The 16,005-nt window shown below is 32.7% G+C and carries 15 protein-coding genes and 1 rRNA gene; 10 read left to right on the plus strand and 6 right to left on the minus strand.

Annotation, left to right across the window (positions count from 1 at the left end):
• Positions 1-45: 45 nt before the first annotated feature.
• From GCQ56_RS14540 to GCQ56_RS14555, 6 genes are all read right to left on the minus strand, one after another.
• Positions 46-1,422, minus strand: a complete 1,377-nt coding sequence (locus tag GCQ56_RS14540; protein WP_152735215.1) for a carboxypeptidase-like regulatory domain-containing protein — start codon at positions 1,420-1,422, stop codon at positions 46-48.
• A gap of 111 nt (positions 1,423-1,533) precedes the next feature.
• The gene (locus tag GCQ56_RS20320) at positions 1,534-1,701 is read right to left on the minus strand and encodes a hypothetical protein (protein ID WP_193323797.1); all 168 of its coding nucleotides are present in this window, start codon (positions 1,699-1,701) and stop codon (positions 1,534-1,536) included.
• Between the two features lie 415 nt (positions 1,702-2,116).
• Entirely contained in the window at positions 2,117-3,670 is a 1,554-nt protein-coding gene (locus tag GCQ56_RS14545) for a carboxypeptidase-like regulatory domain-containing protein (RefSeq protein ID WP_152735216.1), read from the minus strand.
• 87 nt (positions 3,671-3,757) lie between these two features.
• Entirely contained in the window at positions 3,758-3,895 is a 138-nt protein-coding gene (locus tag GCQ56_RS20325) for a hypothetical protein (RefSeq protein ID WP_193323798.1), read from the minus strand.
• A 162-nt stretch (positions 3,896-4,057) separates the two neighbouring features.
• Positions 4,058-4,255, minus strand: a complete 198-nt coding sequence (locus tag GCQ56_RS14550; protein ID WP_152735217.1) for an HTH domain-containing protein — start codon at positions 4,253-4,255, stop codon at positions 4,058-4,060.
• 235 nt (positions 4,256-4,490) lie between these two features.
• Positions 4,491-5,738: a carboxypeptidase-like regulatory domain-containing protein gene (locus GCQ56_RS14555; protein ID WP_152735218.1), complete on the minus strand. Its 1,248-nt coding sequence runs from the start codon at positions 5,736-5,738 to the stop codon at positions 4,491-4,493.
• 636 nt (positions 5,739-6,374) lie between these two features.
• Here GCQ56_RS14555 and sufB point away from each other — a divergent pair.
• The 10 genes from sufB to GCQ56_RS14605 form a co-directional block, all read left to right on the plus strand.
• Positions 6,375-7,826, plus strand: coding sequence for a Fe-S cluster assembly protein SufB (gene sufB / locus GCQ56_RS14560; protein WP_152735219.1), 1,452 nt, complete (start codon positions 6,375-6,377; stop codon positions 7,824-7,826).
• A 161-nt stretch (positions 7,827-7,987) separates the two neighbouring features.
• Positions 7,988-8,740, plus strand: a complete 753-nt coding sequence (sufC, locus tag GCQ56_RS14565; RefSeq protein ID WP_152735220.1) for a Fe-S cluster assembly ATPase SufC — start codon at positions 7,988-7,990, stop codon at positions 8,738-8,740.
• Between the two features lie 71 nt (positions 8,741-8,811).
• Positions 8,812-10,173, plus strand: a complete 1,362-nt coding sequence (sufD, locus tag GCQ56_RS14570) for a Fe-S cluster assembly protein SufD (RefSeq protein WP_152735221.1) — start codon at positions 8,812-8,814, stop codon at positions 10,171-10,173.
• Positions 10,174-10,235: 62 nt separating this feature from the next.
• Entirely contained in the window at positions 10,236-11,459 is a 1,224-nt protein-coding gene (locus GCQ56_RS14575; protein ID WP_227006085.1) for a cysteine desulfurase, read from the plus strand.
• Between the two features lie 35 nt (positions 11,460-11,494).
• Positions 11,495-11,917, plus strand: a complete 423-nt coding sequence (locus GCQ56_RS14580) for a SufE family protein (RefSeq protein ID WP_152735222.1) — start codon at positions 11,495-11,497, stop codon at positions 11,915-11,917.
• 4 nt (positions 11,918-11,921) lie between these two features.
• On the plus strand, positions 11,922-12,233 hold the full coding sequence (locus GCQ56_RS14585; protein ID WP_152735223.1) for a metal-sulfur cluster assembly factor: 312 nt from the start codon (positions 11,922-11,924) through the stop codon (positions 12,231-12,233).
• Positions 12,234-12,337: 104 nt separating this feature from the next.
• A complete protein-coding gene (queG, locus tag GCQ56_RS14590) occupies positions 12,338-13,270 on the plus strand; it encodes a tRNA epoxyqueuosine(34) reductase QueG (RefSeq protein ID WP_152735224.1) in 933 nt (310 codons plus the stop codon).
• Between the two features lie 67 nt (positions 13,271-13,337).
• Positions 13,338-14,177, plus strand: a complete 840-nt coding sequence (locus GCQ56_RS14595; protein WP_152735225.1) for an alpha/beta hydrolase — start codon at positions 13,338-13,340, stop codon at positions 14,175-14,177.
• A gap of 10 nt (positions 14,178-14,187) precedes the next feature.
• Positions 14,188-15,177, plus strand: a complete 990-nt coding sequence (locus GCQ56_RS14600) for a GSCFA domain-containing protein (RefSeq protein WP_152735226.1) — start codon at positions 14,188-14,190, stop codon at positions 15,175-15,177.
• Positions 15,178-15,892: 715 nt separating this feature from the next.
• Positions 15,893-16,005 (plus strand): 16S ribosomal RNA (locus GCQ56_RS14605); the annotation flags it as partial.

Below are 16,005 nucleotides of genomic sequence, written 5' to 3' on the forward strand. Positions count from 1 at the left end.
ATTTGTGTTAATGAAGCAATAAATAAGATTGATAATTTTTATGAACTATTTTTGTAATTCTATTTCAAGTTTTTCCCTTAATATCCTTTGTTCGTTTGTTTCCACCATGCTCGAGTAATTCGCCCAAAAATCAGAATTGTAAGAATGTGGCGTAAATAAGTTAGAATCCCAAAGTCTGTTTAATTTTTTAGTAATTATGCTAATATCTGTATTAATGTCGTTAAATATTATCTCTTGAGTTTCGTAATAATAATCTTCAGGATTGGTTTTTTTTCCATGAATTTTCTTTTCTATAATATTGAGAGCATTATTGGCTTTTGGTTTTTTTAGAGTAATGTGTTTAGGATACATCTTACCATTAAAGTCAAAGAATTTTATATGAAATGAGGATGTTATTTTTGAGCCATACATATGAGTCAAAATTCGTCCTTTACTTCGTATAAGGGTATAATCCAATTCTATAATTGCATAATCTTTGGCTCGAATATAAATCCATCCAATTGGATATCTCATTTTGCCAAAGTGTTTATTTAATTTTGCTAGTGGGGATTTTGGAGTGATTTTGATTTTGTAGATTTCATCTGAGTTGTAAGCTAAAACTGTATCTATTTTGAAATTATGCTTTTTAAGTATGTTTTTATCAAAAATAGCATCCTTTTGTTTGTAGTAGCGAATCACATTTAAACCACTTGAGAATAATTTACTAGGATTACTTAATCGATTATCTTGAAAATTAATTGATCTTTGAATTTCTTTAGGATCCTCATTCTTTAAATTATTTCCTCTTTCCAATGATTTCTTGAATGATATGTTTTTGATTTTACTTAAATAAAAACCATAAATACTTGCTGTGTCTATACTACGATTATCAATACTTCTTTTAATTTCATTGATATTGAGTTTTATCTCTTTGGAAGAATGGTTAAAACCTGGATCATAAACTTCAATAGCAGCATCTATCAGCCATTTATATTTTGTTTTTGTTTTTTCGGTATGTCGTAAAAAAGCTTTACCTATAAATGGGCTAGTTGGAAAGTTGTCTTCGTAATGATCTAAAGCCTTTTGTACAATTTTATTGGCATTAGTAGCCTTAGTTTTTATAGTGACTTCATTTAAATTTATAATGGCAGTTTCAAGCTTAATAAGATGATTTTCTTGATTTTTAAATGTTTTGATTAAAACTTCTTTAGATTTAAACCCAATGGATGAAAATACTAGAAAACTTTCTATATGTCTATCTGGAATACTAATATAAAACTCACCATTAAGATTGCTAATAACACCAACCGCAGCATTCTTAATATAGATATTGGCATAAGGAATCGGATTATCATTAGTATCAGTTAATTTTCCATTTAATTTTATATTCGAAAGACAAAAAATAGGTATTAATAATATAATTAAGCTTAATGTTTTTTTCATATATAAATTTATCGTAATAAAGAATAATTGAATAGTGTCAGTAAATAGATTTGCTATTTTCTGACACTTAGTTTCATTTAACAATATTTTATTTGAACAAATATTGTTAAATTAATTAACGACAGTTATTTCTCTACCGCTGCAATTTTTTTGAATTCTTCTCCATAATCTTGTATTTCCTCCACCTCTTTTCTCATGTCGGTTCATCATTGCAATACATCTCTCATCTGAGGCTCCACCATTTACTTTTTGCATTTGTTCTAAATTCAAATTTTTCATTGTGTCTAAATTTTAATGTTAATGATAAATTAAACTTTATTTGTGCTCTTATCTCCTTAAGTAAGATATTGAGCGTGAGTTTGGATATGCATAATCTACACCATACTTACTACCTAGGATTTTGGTATTGTGCCGATATACATTCATAAAACTTTTAGGATGTTTCGATCTTTAAGTTTATTTGAAATTATATTTCTTGATTAACTCGATCACTAAATTATGAAAGCTCACCGCCTAAAAATGGCGATGAGCTTATTTATAATAACTCTATTATGTGCGATTTTTTCAAGCGAAAATAAATAATGAAAGATTGGTTCATTTTATACCTATACTCAATGTATGAAAGTATGACTGAAACAAACTATATGTAAATAATGGATTAGGTGTTGAAAGAATTATCGGTAAAATTCCCTTTTCATTTAGTTCGCGTTTCTTTATTCTTGTTCTTCTTTTGAATCTCCTTTATTAAGTTATCTTTTAACAATTGCTCTTCATGTGTAGGAAAAATTTTGGAATAATTATCCCAAAATTCCTTATTGTAAGGAAGGTTTTCATATAAATCACCTTCCCACTTTCGATTGTTATATTCTGTCTCCACATTAATAGAATCTGTAACAATTTCTGTAGAAATCATTTCTTGTCTGCAGAGTTGTCTACCGTGCATTGTGGGTATGTTTAGATATTCACTAAACTCAGATGACAACAGGTTTGCATAAGGGATATTGTTATAGTCACTACGCTCATAATAGAGATAGTTAGTGTAAAGGTTTCCTTCAAATTCTTTTAAACGAATTTGGTATTTAAAATAATAATTAAATTTCCCTTTGAATCTACTATAATGTTTATTTTTGTATTTAAAGCCTTTATGGTTGGGATTTGAGATATATGCATAATCCAATCCAAGAAAAGCAAAATCATTAACACGGATATAGGCCCATCCAATGGGAACATATCTTGATTTTTGATAATCTATTCCAGGATACCTTTTGTTTGGCAGTATTTTTATCTTATAAAGAGGTTCATTGTTATATAAAAGTATAGTGTCTAGCTTAAGTGTATGTTCCTTAATAAATGAATTTGTAATTTTTGGACCACCATTCTTAAATTTAGGATTAATAGGCAATGATCTTTTTCTTCTTCCTTTCTTGATATTTCTAATCATATTTGACTTAATGAAAAAGTTAGGCAGAGAAGCATGATGATTATCAAAAGTTTTTGTTAAATATTTTTGGATCTTAGGATTTTTCCATATTGTATCCGGCTTATTTTTTTTAGGGGCTTTTGGTATTCGAGGATCAATATCCATAGAATAGCGTTTTGATTTTTTTCTTTCAGCATAGTTACGATATAATTGTAAATTTAATTCGTGTGGTAAAGTTCTATTATCTAGACTCGAATGAATTTGATCTATGTTATATTTGCATTCTGTTACATTTTGGTTGATTCCGGGGTCGTAAATGCTGATAGCAGCTTCAATTAAACGATTCATAGATGAATCATCTTTGTGCGTTTGCCGAAAATAATATTTACCAATATGTGGCTTGGATGCAAGTAGATCTTTGGTTTTATAAACTGCTTTTTGGAATATTGAATAAGGGTCCTTAATTATATCCTGATTAGTGATTAAAACTTCGTTAAGCTGATAATTAATTTTTGGTAATTTTAATTTTAAAATTGATTTGCTGATTTTTTGCTTCTTTCGTAATGTATTAACATCATATGAAGTATTGCTATATCCGATACAGGAAATAAGAATGGTGGAATTTGCTAAATTGGGTGAAATCGATATTGTAAATTGTCCTTCTTTGTTAGATATGGTTCCTTTGGATGTGTTTTTGAGTTGTATATTGGCATTAGGAATTGGGGTTTTATCATTATCTATTATAATCCCGTGCAATATAATTTGGGAATACACATTGAATTGCATTGAGAAAATAATAAATACAAGAAAGAATTTAATTGGTTTCATATGAGCTAAATGTTATGTGTTGGGGGGTAAACCTTCTGTTTATTAATAAAACAGAAGGTTTACTTTTTTACTTGTAAAGCTAATATATTAGCATTTAGCTAACATCTTCAATATTAATTTTTGACCTTTTGGATCATTCATGTGCTTAAAGAATCTTCTTTCTAATCTGTCACATTGATCACCAGCATTTACTTTCTCCATTTGTTTTAATTCTAACTTTTTCATTTTGTCAAAATTTTTAGTGTTAATAATAAATTTAACTTTAAATAGACTTTTAATCTCACCAAACGAGATTAAGAGTTTGAGTTTTGAATGCGCATTATTTATAACTCGACGGCTAAATTATGAAAGCTCATCGCCAAATAATGGCGATGAACTTATTTAGAATTACTCTGTTATGTATGATTGTTTTACTCGTGAATAAATAATGGGATGTTTCGTATCTTTTAAAGTTTTTATTAAGCGAGAAAGGCTTCGTTCAGAAATGTTTAATCGGCGTGATAACTCTTTGGGTGTGCCTGTTTTTCCTTTTTTAATGAGCTCTTTAAGGTAGCTTGTTTTTTCTATTAATTCTAAATGTGTCATTTGGTAAAAATTAATTGGCAGTTTGTGATTTCTACCTATTAATTCCTTTTTTGTTAAAAAGGTAACCCTCTTTTTGTTAAAAAAATATAAACTTATTGTTATTTAGATTGATGTTGTGAGCAATTTCATTGGATGAATTATTATGAATATATGAAATTTAAAGGGTGAGCAGGAGTTTTGTATTTTAATTTTAAAAAATGAAATGATTTATTGATCAAAATAATAGAGTTTAAGATTACTTAATTCTAGCATTTTCTTCAAATTGCCTTTGTAAAGAATTTTGCTTTTCTAAATCAGAAATTACCTTATTACCTATGGGATCTTCTAACATGATATTGTAGTTTGCCCAGAAGTTTTGGTCATATTCCATTTTGATATCATACAGGTCAATGTGTTTTGGAATAACATCCTTATAGGCTATTCGCTTAAATGTTTTCTTATTTAAATTGTGATCTACAAACGTTAAGCTATTAATGGTGTAGCCTAAACCTCCTTTGTTCGATCGTATATCCGAAATGGATTCGTAGTTAAAAAATGCCGGATAGTATTTATCACCTATTTGCTTAAAGAGATAGGTTCGTTGGTAGATTAATGCTGTTTTTGATTCAAGTTTATGCTCAAATTTAAGCAGTGCATAATTGCTTTTATTTACATAAAAAGTGCTTGTGTAATCCCTATATGAATATTGCAATACATATATGCTTTCGTCGTTTTCATGAATTGTGCCAATAAGTTTTAGTTGGTCAAGTTTTTTCTCATATATAAACCTAAGATCATTGTGTAATCCACTGTGTTTTGTGGCTTTGTGCGATCTTATTGGATTGTCTCGTAATAAGATATGCAATTGATTCGGGAGGGGAGTATCAAATGAATTTATCAACCTTTTACAACCTGCATGAACGTCGGTGTAGTTGTTTGATTTCCGCAATTGCTGAACGCTGCATTTTATTTTTGAAATTGGAGCTGTTACTTTTTCATCCTGAATGGTAAGAGCTGCTTCAATTAAACGAGAGTAGGTTTTTGTTTTTTTGTCGTACTGAATTTCACGGTAAAAAGCTTTGCTCTGATACATTCCATCCGAATAATTTTTTGAAATGTTGTCAATCACATTTTTAATAATTTTGTTTTTCTCCTTCTCAGGTAGCACAACTACATCGGCTAGGATGTATTGGTTTCGCTTTAGTTGTATATGATTTTTGTTAGCCGTTAGCATTTTTAAAGGAATGCATTGCATTTTGTATTCTATATGCGATATCATTAAGGTATCCTGATCAGGGTTAAAGTTTCCTTTGATCTCAAAATCTCCATTTTTATTAGAAATAGTACCGATACTGCTTCCAAGAATTCCAATGTGAGCATAGCTAACGGATGTTGAATCTTTTAAATTTGTGATGCGTCCGGTTATTTTCTGAATGCTCTGTGAGTTTGCTGTGCTAATTAAGATTAGTAGGAAGGATATAAATATAATTGTCTTTTTAATCATGTAAAATGGTGTATTATATACTCTTAGTATTTGTTTGATTTCACAGTTTTTAAATCAGAAACATCTTAAAGACTTTGATATGATGATCTTATAAATTGTGTAAAAGTTTATTTAATATTAGTAAAATAATTCCAATTTAGTTAAATCAAAACGAAATTATTGTTTTGTGTTTTATAAGTGGGAACTGATTTTTTTTGAAATATGAACTAGATTTTGATTTCGGTATGGATAAAAGAGGGAGATTGATTAATCGCTGCCAGATATAATGTAGAGCGCAATTGAAGTTTTAATTTTTGATAGTTTTATTGTTTGTAAAAATGTTTTATCATCAAAATAAGGTGGTTTAAAAAACTCTTTTATGCAAACGTATCCTTTCAAAATTCTTTACGTTTGATCTAATACGGACTTGGGAGTATTTTATTGAGGCTATATCAGTAAGATATCTAAATACTTTGTTATATTTGCAGGGAATTTTATAAGGGTGAACAATAGCACGTTCAAATTGTTTCTAGACTCCTACATTAATGGGAGCTAATCGAATAAATTTAATCCCTTGAATTTTAAATGTTGGATTCTTTTGAAAGGGTTCTTTATTCTACAAAATAAGCGAGCCTTTCTACTTGATACTTAAACGACATGGCGAAAGAAGAACAAGATAAAATATTAAGTGAGGTTACCGAAAGCGAATACAAATATGGCTTTGTAACCGACATTGAGAACGATGACATTGGGAAAGGTCTGAATGAAGATGTAATTCGCATGATCTCGGCTAAAAAGAAAGAGCCTAAATTCATGCTTGATTTCAGATTGAAAGCTTATCGTCATTGGAAGACTATGAAAATGCCTGAATGGGCATATCTGAAGATACCTGAAATTAATTATCAGGATATCATATACTACTCAACTCCAAAGCAGAAAGCAAAATTGGAGAGTATGGATGATGTTGATCCGGAAATTCGTGCAACTTTCGACAAGTTGGGAATTCCTTTGGATGAGCAAAAGATTCTATCCAATGTAGCAGTTGATGTTGTAATGGACTCTTCGTCTGTTAAAACTACATTTAAAGAAGCTTTAGCTGAAAAAGGAATTATTTTCTGTTCGTTTAGCGAGGCAGTTCAAGATCATCCAGATTTGATTCAGGAGTATATGGGAACTGTTGTACCTATTCAGGATAACTTTTTTGCGGCTTTAAATTCTGCAGTGTTCTCGGACGGTTCGTTTGTTTACATTCCAAAAGGCGTTCGTTGCCCAATGGAATTGTCAACTTACTTCCGTATTAATGCGGAAAACACAGGTCAGTTCGAGAGAACATTGATTGTATGTGAAGATGAATCTTACGTAAGTTACCTTGAAGGTTGTACTGCACCAATGCGTGACGAGAATCAGTTACACGCTGCTATCGTTGAAATTATTGTAAAAGATAATGCAGAGGTGAAATATTCAACTGTTCAGAATTGGTATCCTGGAGATAAAAATGGTGTAGGTGGTATTTACAACTTTGTAACCAAGCGTGGTATTTGCGAAGGTGAAAATGCCAAATTGATGTGGGCTCAGGTAGAGACCGGATCGGCAGTAACCTGGAAATACCCTTCAACCATATTAAAAGGTGATGGTTCTTCAAGTGAGTTTTACTCGGTTGCAGTAACCAACAATCATCAGCAAGCCGATACCGGAACCAAAATGATACATATTGGTAACAATACCAAGAGTACCATTATCTCGAAAGGGATTTCGGCAGGTAAGAGTAATAACTCGTACCGTGGATTGGTGAAAGTGGCTAAGAATTGTGAGGGAGCTCGTAACTTTTCGCAGTGTGACTCTTTATTATTAGGTGATAAGTGTGGAGCACATACTTTCCCTTATTTAGAGATTGGAAATCCAACTGCCAAAGTAGAGCACGAAGCAACGACCTCTAAAATTGGTGAGGATCAGATTTTCTATTGCAACCAGCGTGGAATTAACACCGAGGATGCAATTGGATTGATCGTGAATGGTTATGCCAAGGAAGTGATTAATAAAATGCCTATGGAATTCGCTGTTGAAGCTCAAAAATTGCTTCAAATCAGTTTGGAAGGATCTGTAGGATAATTAGATATTAGCTGTTAGCTTTTAACCTTTTGTTTTGGTGATTTAGTTGATAGCATTTTAAGTAAATAGATTGTTGGGTGTAATAGCATTACAGATCTATAAAATAATTACAATGTGAATAGCCAGGAGCTTACAGCTAGTGGCAAAAAGCTAAATATACAATGTTAAGCATTAAAAATTTACACGTTTCCATTGACGGAAAAGATATCTTAAAGGGAATTAACCTGGAGATTAAACCAGGAGAAGTTCACGCTATCATGGGACCTAATGGTGCCGGAAAAAGTACACTTGCTGCAGTTTTAGCAGGTAGAGATTTGTATGATGTAACCGAAGGTGAAGTTACTTTTCAGGGAAAAGATCTGTTGGATATGGAACCTGAAGATCGCGCTAAAGAAGGTGTGTTCTTAGGATTTCAGTATCCTATCGAGATTCCTGGAGTTTCTACGGTTAACTTCATGAAAACTGCTGTGAACGAGCATCGTAAATATAAAGGATTAGAGCCATTTACAGCTTCTGATTTCTTGAAATTGATGCGTGAGAAAAAAGCATTGGTTGAAATCGACTCAAAATTGACAAACCGATCGGTAAACGAAGGTTTTTCAGGTGGAGAGAAAAAGAAAAATGAGATTTTCCAAATGGCAATGTTAGAGCCAAAATTAGCCGTGTTGGATGAAACTGATTCAGGTTTGGATATCGATGCTTTGCGTATTGTAGCAAACGGAGTGAACAAATTGAAAACTCGCGATAATGCTACTATCGTAATTACTCACTATCAGCGTTTATTAGATTATATTGTTCCTGATGTTGTTCATGTATTGTACAACGGACGTATTGTAAAAACTGCAGGAAAAGAGTTGGCTCTTGAACTGGAAGAAAAAGGATACGATTGGATTAAAGAAGAGACTGGAAAATAGTTGATAGTATAGAGATTGGAGAGGGAGATTTAATCTCATTACTCACATCTCAAATCTAATATCTAAAAAACATGGCCGATATTAATACAATAAATAAGGATTTCGCTGACTTGTTCAATCAAGGAAATGAATTGTTGTTGGAAGGTTCGTCAGATGTAATGAACGAAACTCGCAAAAATGCATTTCAGGATTTTGCAAAACTAGGCGTACCTACTCGTGCCAACGAGAATTACAAGTACACCAACTTGATTCCAGCTTTCGATCATCCATACAATGTAAATCTTAAATATCAGAAAGTTGATGTTGATTTAAATGAGATTTTTCAGTGTGATGTGCCTGAGTTGGATACCAATATGGTATTGTTGACAAATGGTTGGTACTACGGAAACAATAAAGAGTTGACTGAATTGCCTAACGGGGTAATCGTTTGTGGCGTTCAGGAAGCAGCAGAAAAATATCCTGAAATTTTTAATGCACACTATGGCAAATATGCCAAAACCGATGATGATGGTATTGTTGCATTAAATACTTCATTGGCAAAAGATGGATTTTTCATATATGTGCCAAAAGGAACTGTAATTGAGAAGCCAATTCAGGTTGTGAACCTTTTGCGTTCTGATCGTGATTTAATGGCAACCCAAAGAAATTTAATTATAGTTGAGGAAAATGCTCAGGCAAAAATTATTGTTTGCGATCATACCTTAACTCACCATAAATATCTCTCGAATTCGGTTACTGAAGTAAATGTTGCAAGAAATGCAGTGTTCGATTTGTACACTTTGCAAAATCAGCATTTGAATTCGGTAATTTTGAATTCTACATTTATCCGTCAGGAAGCACATTCAAATGTTCTTACAAATACAATTTCATTGTATGGTGGAACAATTCGTAACAATCATCATGTGATTATGGATGAGGAACATTGCGAGAACAATACGTTCGGAATGTACTTGATGGATAGAGAACAGCATGTAGATAATTTCACATCGATTGATCACGCCAAACCAAATTGCTTGAGTAATGAGCATTTTAAAGGTGTGATGGATGATAAAGCTTCAGCGGCATTTGCCGGTCGTATTTTTGTACGTCGCGATGCTCAGCAAACTCAAGCTTATCAGTCTAACAACAACCTGTTACTTTCAAACGATGCAGTTATCAACACAAAACCTCAGTTGGTTATTGATGCTGATGACGTGAAGTGTAGTCACGGTGCAACTGTTGGACAAATGGATGAGGATGCATTGTTCTATTTGCGTGCAAGAGGAATTGATGAAAAAGAAGCTCGCCAGATGTTGATGTTTGCTTTTGCTCACGAAATTATCGAGAAAATCAGAGTTGAGCCTTTAAAAGAAAGAATCGACGAATTAGTTGATATGAGATTGCGTGGAGAAATTTCGAAATGCAACACTTGTGCAATTGCTTGCAATCATTAAAAACAGAAAATGATATCGTAAAGGCGTAGCATTGCTGCGTCTCTACCATATAATAATATACAATGACGCTGGACATAAATAAAATACGTAAAGATTTTCCAATTCTTGGAGAGAAGGTACATGGTAAGCCATTGGTTTACTTCGATAATGCTGCAACGACTCAAAAGCCTCGCCAGGTAATTGATGAAATGGTGAAGTATTATTACAAGTACAACTCGAATATTCATCGTGGGGTTCATTATTTAAGTAATAAATCAACAGATGGAAACGAGAATGCCAGAAAAATTGTTCAGCAATTTATTAATGCAGAACACTTGCATGAGATCATCTTTACTGGCGGAACAACCGAATCGGTAAATCTTGTTGCAAATTCTTTTGCTGATAGATATATTGGTGAAGGCGATGAGGTAATTGTTTCGGAATTGGAGCATCACTCTAATATTGTTCCCTGGCAATTGGTTTGTGAAAGAAAAAAAGCAAATCTAAAAGTTATTCCTTTTAATGATAAAGGAGAATTGCTTGTTGAAAAGTTAGATGAGTTAATTACTGATCGAACTAAAATTGTTGCTGTCAATCACATTTCCAATTCATTGGGTACCGTTAATCCAATACGCCAAATTATTGATATCGCACATGCTAAAAATGTGTATGTATTAATTGATGCAGCTCAATCTGTTCAACACAAGAAAATTGATGTTCAGGATTTGGATGCAGATTTCCTTGTATTTTCGGGACACAAACTTTACGGACCAACAGGAATTGGCGTATTGTATGGTAAAGAGGAGTTGTTGAATGAGATGCCTCCTTGGCAAGGTGGTGGTGAAATGATCAAGGAAGTGAAATTTGAAGGAACCACTTTTAATGAATTGCCATTTAAGTTTGAAGCCGGAACTCCTAATTATATAGATGCAATTGGTCTGGGTGCTGCAATCGAGTATGTTGAAAATATTGGCTTGGAAGCTATTGATGCTCACGAACAAGAATTGTTGAAATACGCAACAAAGAAATTGTTGAGTGTGGATGGTTTGAGAATTTATGGAACAGCAGACAATAAAACATCGGTGATTTCATTCCTGGTTGAAGGAATTCACTTTTATGACATGGGGATGTTGTTGGACCAGATGGGAATTGCAGTTAGAACCGGATCTCATTGTACCGAACCGATAATGCAACATTTTGGAATTGACGGAACAGTTCGAGCTTCGTTTTCATTCTACAACACAAAGGAGGAAATCGATGCCTTGTATAATGGAATCTTGAAAGTTTGTAAAATGTTTGTACATTGAACCGATTTTTAAGAATACAATAAGGATAGAGAAACATGACTATAAACGAGATTCAGGAAGAAATTGTTGAAGAATTTGCAGGATTCGAAGATTGGATGGATAAATATGCATATCTAATCGAATTGGGAACTGATCTTTCCGGCTTGGATGAAAAATATCAAACCGATAACAACTTAATTAAAGGTTGTCAGTCGAAAGTGTGGTTTAATGCAAGTTTAGAAAATGGAATTGTGAAGTTGGAAGCTGATAGCGATGCAATAATTGTAAAAGGTATCGCAGCTTTATTGATTCGTGTTTTCAATAATCAATCCCCTGAAGATATTATGAATGCTGATCTTAATTTTATTGATGAAATTGGGTTGAAGCAACACTTATCTCCAACCAGATCTAATGGTTTGGTTTCTATGGTAAAACAAATTAAGATGTACGGAATTGCGTTTAACCACGTAAATAAATAAGAAGATGGGAAAAAAGGAAACAGAATCAATAATCGTTGAGGTATTAAAGACGATTTACGATCCGGAAATTCCAGTGAATATTTACGATCTGGGATTGATTTACGAAGTAGATATGTACGAAGAGGATGAGGCAAAAATCCTGATGACTCTTACAGCTCCTAATTGTCCAATGGCTGATCAGATTTTGGAAGAGGTGAATGAAAAAACAAAAGCATTGCCTATGATCGAAGATGTAACGGTTGTATTAACTTTCGATCCACCTTGGGATAAGGATATGATGACTGAAGAAGCGAAACTCGAATTGGGTTTTCTTTAAAATATTATCAAAAGGGCTGTTTAGCCCTTTTTTTGTATCTATGTATATAATATTATTGTAAAGACGTAGCATTGCTACGTCTCTATCAAATGTGAAAATAATCAATGAATCTCACTTTAACAGCAAAATCAAATCTTATAAAATCTAAAGCTATTGAACTTGGATTAGATTTGTGTGGTATTGTAAAAGCTGAATATCTAGAGAAGGAAAAAGAAAAGTTTCTTTCTTGGTTAGATAAAGATTATCATGGTGAGATGGGATATATGGCGAATAATATTGAAAAACGCCTTGATCCTCGATTGTTGGTCGAAAATACTAAATCAATAATTGTTGTTGGTTTAAATTATTTCCCAAAAGAACAACAAAAAGATTCTGAAGCTCCTGTTATTGCCAAATATGCCTACGGAAAAGATTATCATTTTGTCTTAAAAGAAAAGCTCAATAAACTTCTTGAATATATCAATTCAGAAATTGGCGAAGTATCTGGTCGTGCTTTTGTCGATTCGGCTCCTGTGTTGGAGCATGCCTGGGCAAAAAAGGCCGGATTGGGTTGGATTGGCAAAAACTCACTTCTAATTAATCGAAAAATTGGTTCATTCTTATTTCTAGGTGAACTTTTTGTTGATATCGATCTTGAATATGAAAATCCTGTTGATCAGGATTTTTGCGGAGGATGCAGCAAATGTATTCGTTCCTGTCCAACAGGAGCAATTACAGAACCTTATGTTGTAAATGGTAGCAAGTGCATATCTTATTATACCATTGAATTAAAAGGAGATATTCCTGAAGAGGTAAAAGGTAAATTTAAAAAAAGAGTTTTTGGTTGCGATATTTGTCAGGATGTATGTCCTTGGAATCGAATGGCAAAACCGCATCAAGTTTCCGAGTTTGATCCAAATCCTAATTTGCTTTCTTTTTCAAAAAATGATTGGTTAGAAATGGATGCTCATCAATTTGGTGAGATATTTCGAAATTCTGCAGTAAAGCGAACCAAATTTAAAGGAATCAAAAGGAATCTTGATTTTTTAGATTTATAAATGTCTCATTTCTTTTTACATTTATAGTTTAGTTGTTTTTAACAAGCATTATTTAACTATTCTATTAATGATTCACAATATTTCTCACATCAATTCATTTGATAATACAAATTTATTTGTTCAATCATGGAGACCTCAAAGTGAGGCAAAAGCTGTAATTGTGTTGGTTCATGGTATTGGAGAACACAGTTCCCGGTATTACGATTGGGCTTCTCGATTTACAAATATTGGATACGCTGTTATCGCTTTCGATCAAAGAGGACATGGTTTGTCATCAGGAAAACGCGGAGTGATTTCATCTTACGATGGTTTTATGAAAGACATTGATCTGATATTGGTGGAGGCAGCAAGTATATTCTCTGATATACCTGCGTTTTTATATGGGCATAGTATGGGAGGAGGTGAAGTCTTGAATCATTTACTTAGAAAAAACTCAAATTACATTGGAGTAATATCTACTTCACCTTGGATCATAACACAGGCGGCACCACCAAAATTTGTTATTCCATTGGTTAGGGTTTTAAGTAAGTTTCTGCCAAAGGTATGTATTGAAACCAAGTTTGATACTACAATGTTATCTCATGATAAAGAAGTTGCACGTAGATATAATGAGGATGATTTGGTGCATCACAAGGTTTCATTTCGATTATTTGAGAGTGCTTATGATGCAGGTTATCACGTTTTAAACTCAAAACAAAAAATAAAAAAGCCCTTGTTGTTGTTGCACGGAGATGAGGATGAAATTACCAACTATAAGGCGAGCCAATATTTTGCTGCGAAAAATGAAGAAAACTGTACCTTTAAATTGTGGACGGAAGGATATCATGAATTGCACAATGAAAATTTTAAAGAGGAAGTTTTTGATTTTATTTGTGATTGGATGATTGATATTTTAAATAAGAAATAATAATTGAAAAATGGATCGATTTAGAACTGTTGTTGATATACCAAAATCCGAAAACCAAATTAATTATCAATCTAAAATATTGATGTTGGGTTCCTGTTTTGTTGAGAATATTGGAAATATAATGACCCAAAATAAATTCAATACAACAGTTAATCCATTTGGTGTTATTTACAATCCGATAAGTGTTGCCAATAGTTTGAATATTTTAATTGAGAACAAAACTTTTGATGAAAATGATCTCAATTTTGCAAATGGATTGTATTTCAGTTATTATCATCACGGTAGTTTTTCAAATGTTAATGCAGATGAGTGCTTAGAGAATATGAATGCTAAAATGCAATCAGCTTCGCTCGATTTAGCTGGTGCAGATATATTATTCATCACTTTTGGTACTTCCTGGGTTTTTGAATTGATAGATTCAGGTAAGGTTGTTTCGAATTGTCACAAACAATCAGCGGGTGCTTTTAATAGATATCGTTTGGAAGTTGATGAGATCGTGAAATTGTACAAGGAATTGATTTTGTCACTGTCTCTTTTTAACCCGCAATTAAAAATTGTATTCACACTTAGTCCAATCAGACATTGGAAAGATGGCGCGCATGGTAATCAATTAAGCAAATCTACTTTACTTCTGGCTATAGATTACTTGGTACAACTTTTCGATCAGGTTTCTTATTTTCCATCGTACGAGATAGTTATGGATGAGTTGAGAGACTATAGATTCTATCATGAAGATATGATTCATATGAATTCAGCTTCAGTAAACTACATTTGGTCTAGATTTGAAGATACTTTTATGCGTAAAGAAACGCTCGATCAGATGAAGAAAATAAAGAAATTAATTCTTGCAGCTAAGCATAGACCTTTCAATCCCAACTCAGAATCACATCAAAAATTTATTTCTACGACTCTATCTAGTATGGAAGATCTTGAGAATCAATTCTTAAATCTATCTTTTGATGTGGAGCGAACTTTAATGAGAAAAAATCTTTTAGAATAGTATGGACTTTTATCCTGAAATTTCGTAATTTGTTTTTCCCTTTCCACATGAAAAAATAGCTACTGATTTTCAGGCAGCTATTTCTTTTTGCAAAAATACTTTGCTCTTTGATTAGGAATAGTGGAATTACTTGCGTTATCTTTGCACCCGCTTTACAACGGTAGAGTGTTAGAATTTTGAGGAAATAAGTTAGCGATAACGGAATTAAAATTCGGCTTTAAATTTTTTGAAACTTTTTCAAGTTTGCATTAGGAAATGAGGAATTAAATTCTTTATCTTTGCAGCCGCTTTTGGAGGGAGAAGATCTTGTGGAGCACTAGTATTTGTAAGGCTTTGACAAGTATTCGATCTCAAAAAAAAAGTTCAAAAAATTTTTGCAATTGTAGATGTATTTTATTTATCTTTGCAGCCGCTCTTCTAGCGAGGGGAGTTTGAAAAAAGTGAAATTCTGGGGTGATGATTTAGGTTTTGAGTTTAAAAATCTTTTTTAAAATTATTTTGATTTTGATTAGGATTTAGAAATAAAAATTCTTTATCTTTGCACTCGCTTTTCCGCTCAGATTTTCTGGGTAATTAAAAGGGAAAAACAGAACGATACGTTCTTTGAAAATATTGAAAACGAAAAAGTTAGGTAAATACAAGAATAATACCTTGTCAATTAGAATTTACGAAAACTTTGATACATCCAACGAGCAGAATTATTAAAAACTTTTATACAACGAAGAGTTTGATCCTGGCTCAGGATGAACGCTAGCGACAGGCCTAACACATGCAAGTCGAGGGGTAACATTTCAGCTTGCTGAAGATGACGACCGGCGCACGGGTGAG

This window comes from Marinifilum sp. N1E240, assembly GCF_009295825.1.
Lineage (GTDB): Bacteria > Bacteroidota > Bacteroidia > Bacteroidales > Marinifilaceae > Marinifilum_A > Marinifilum_A sediminis.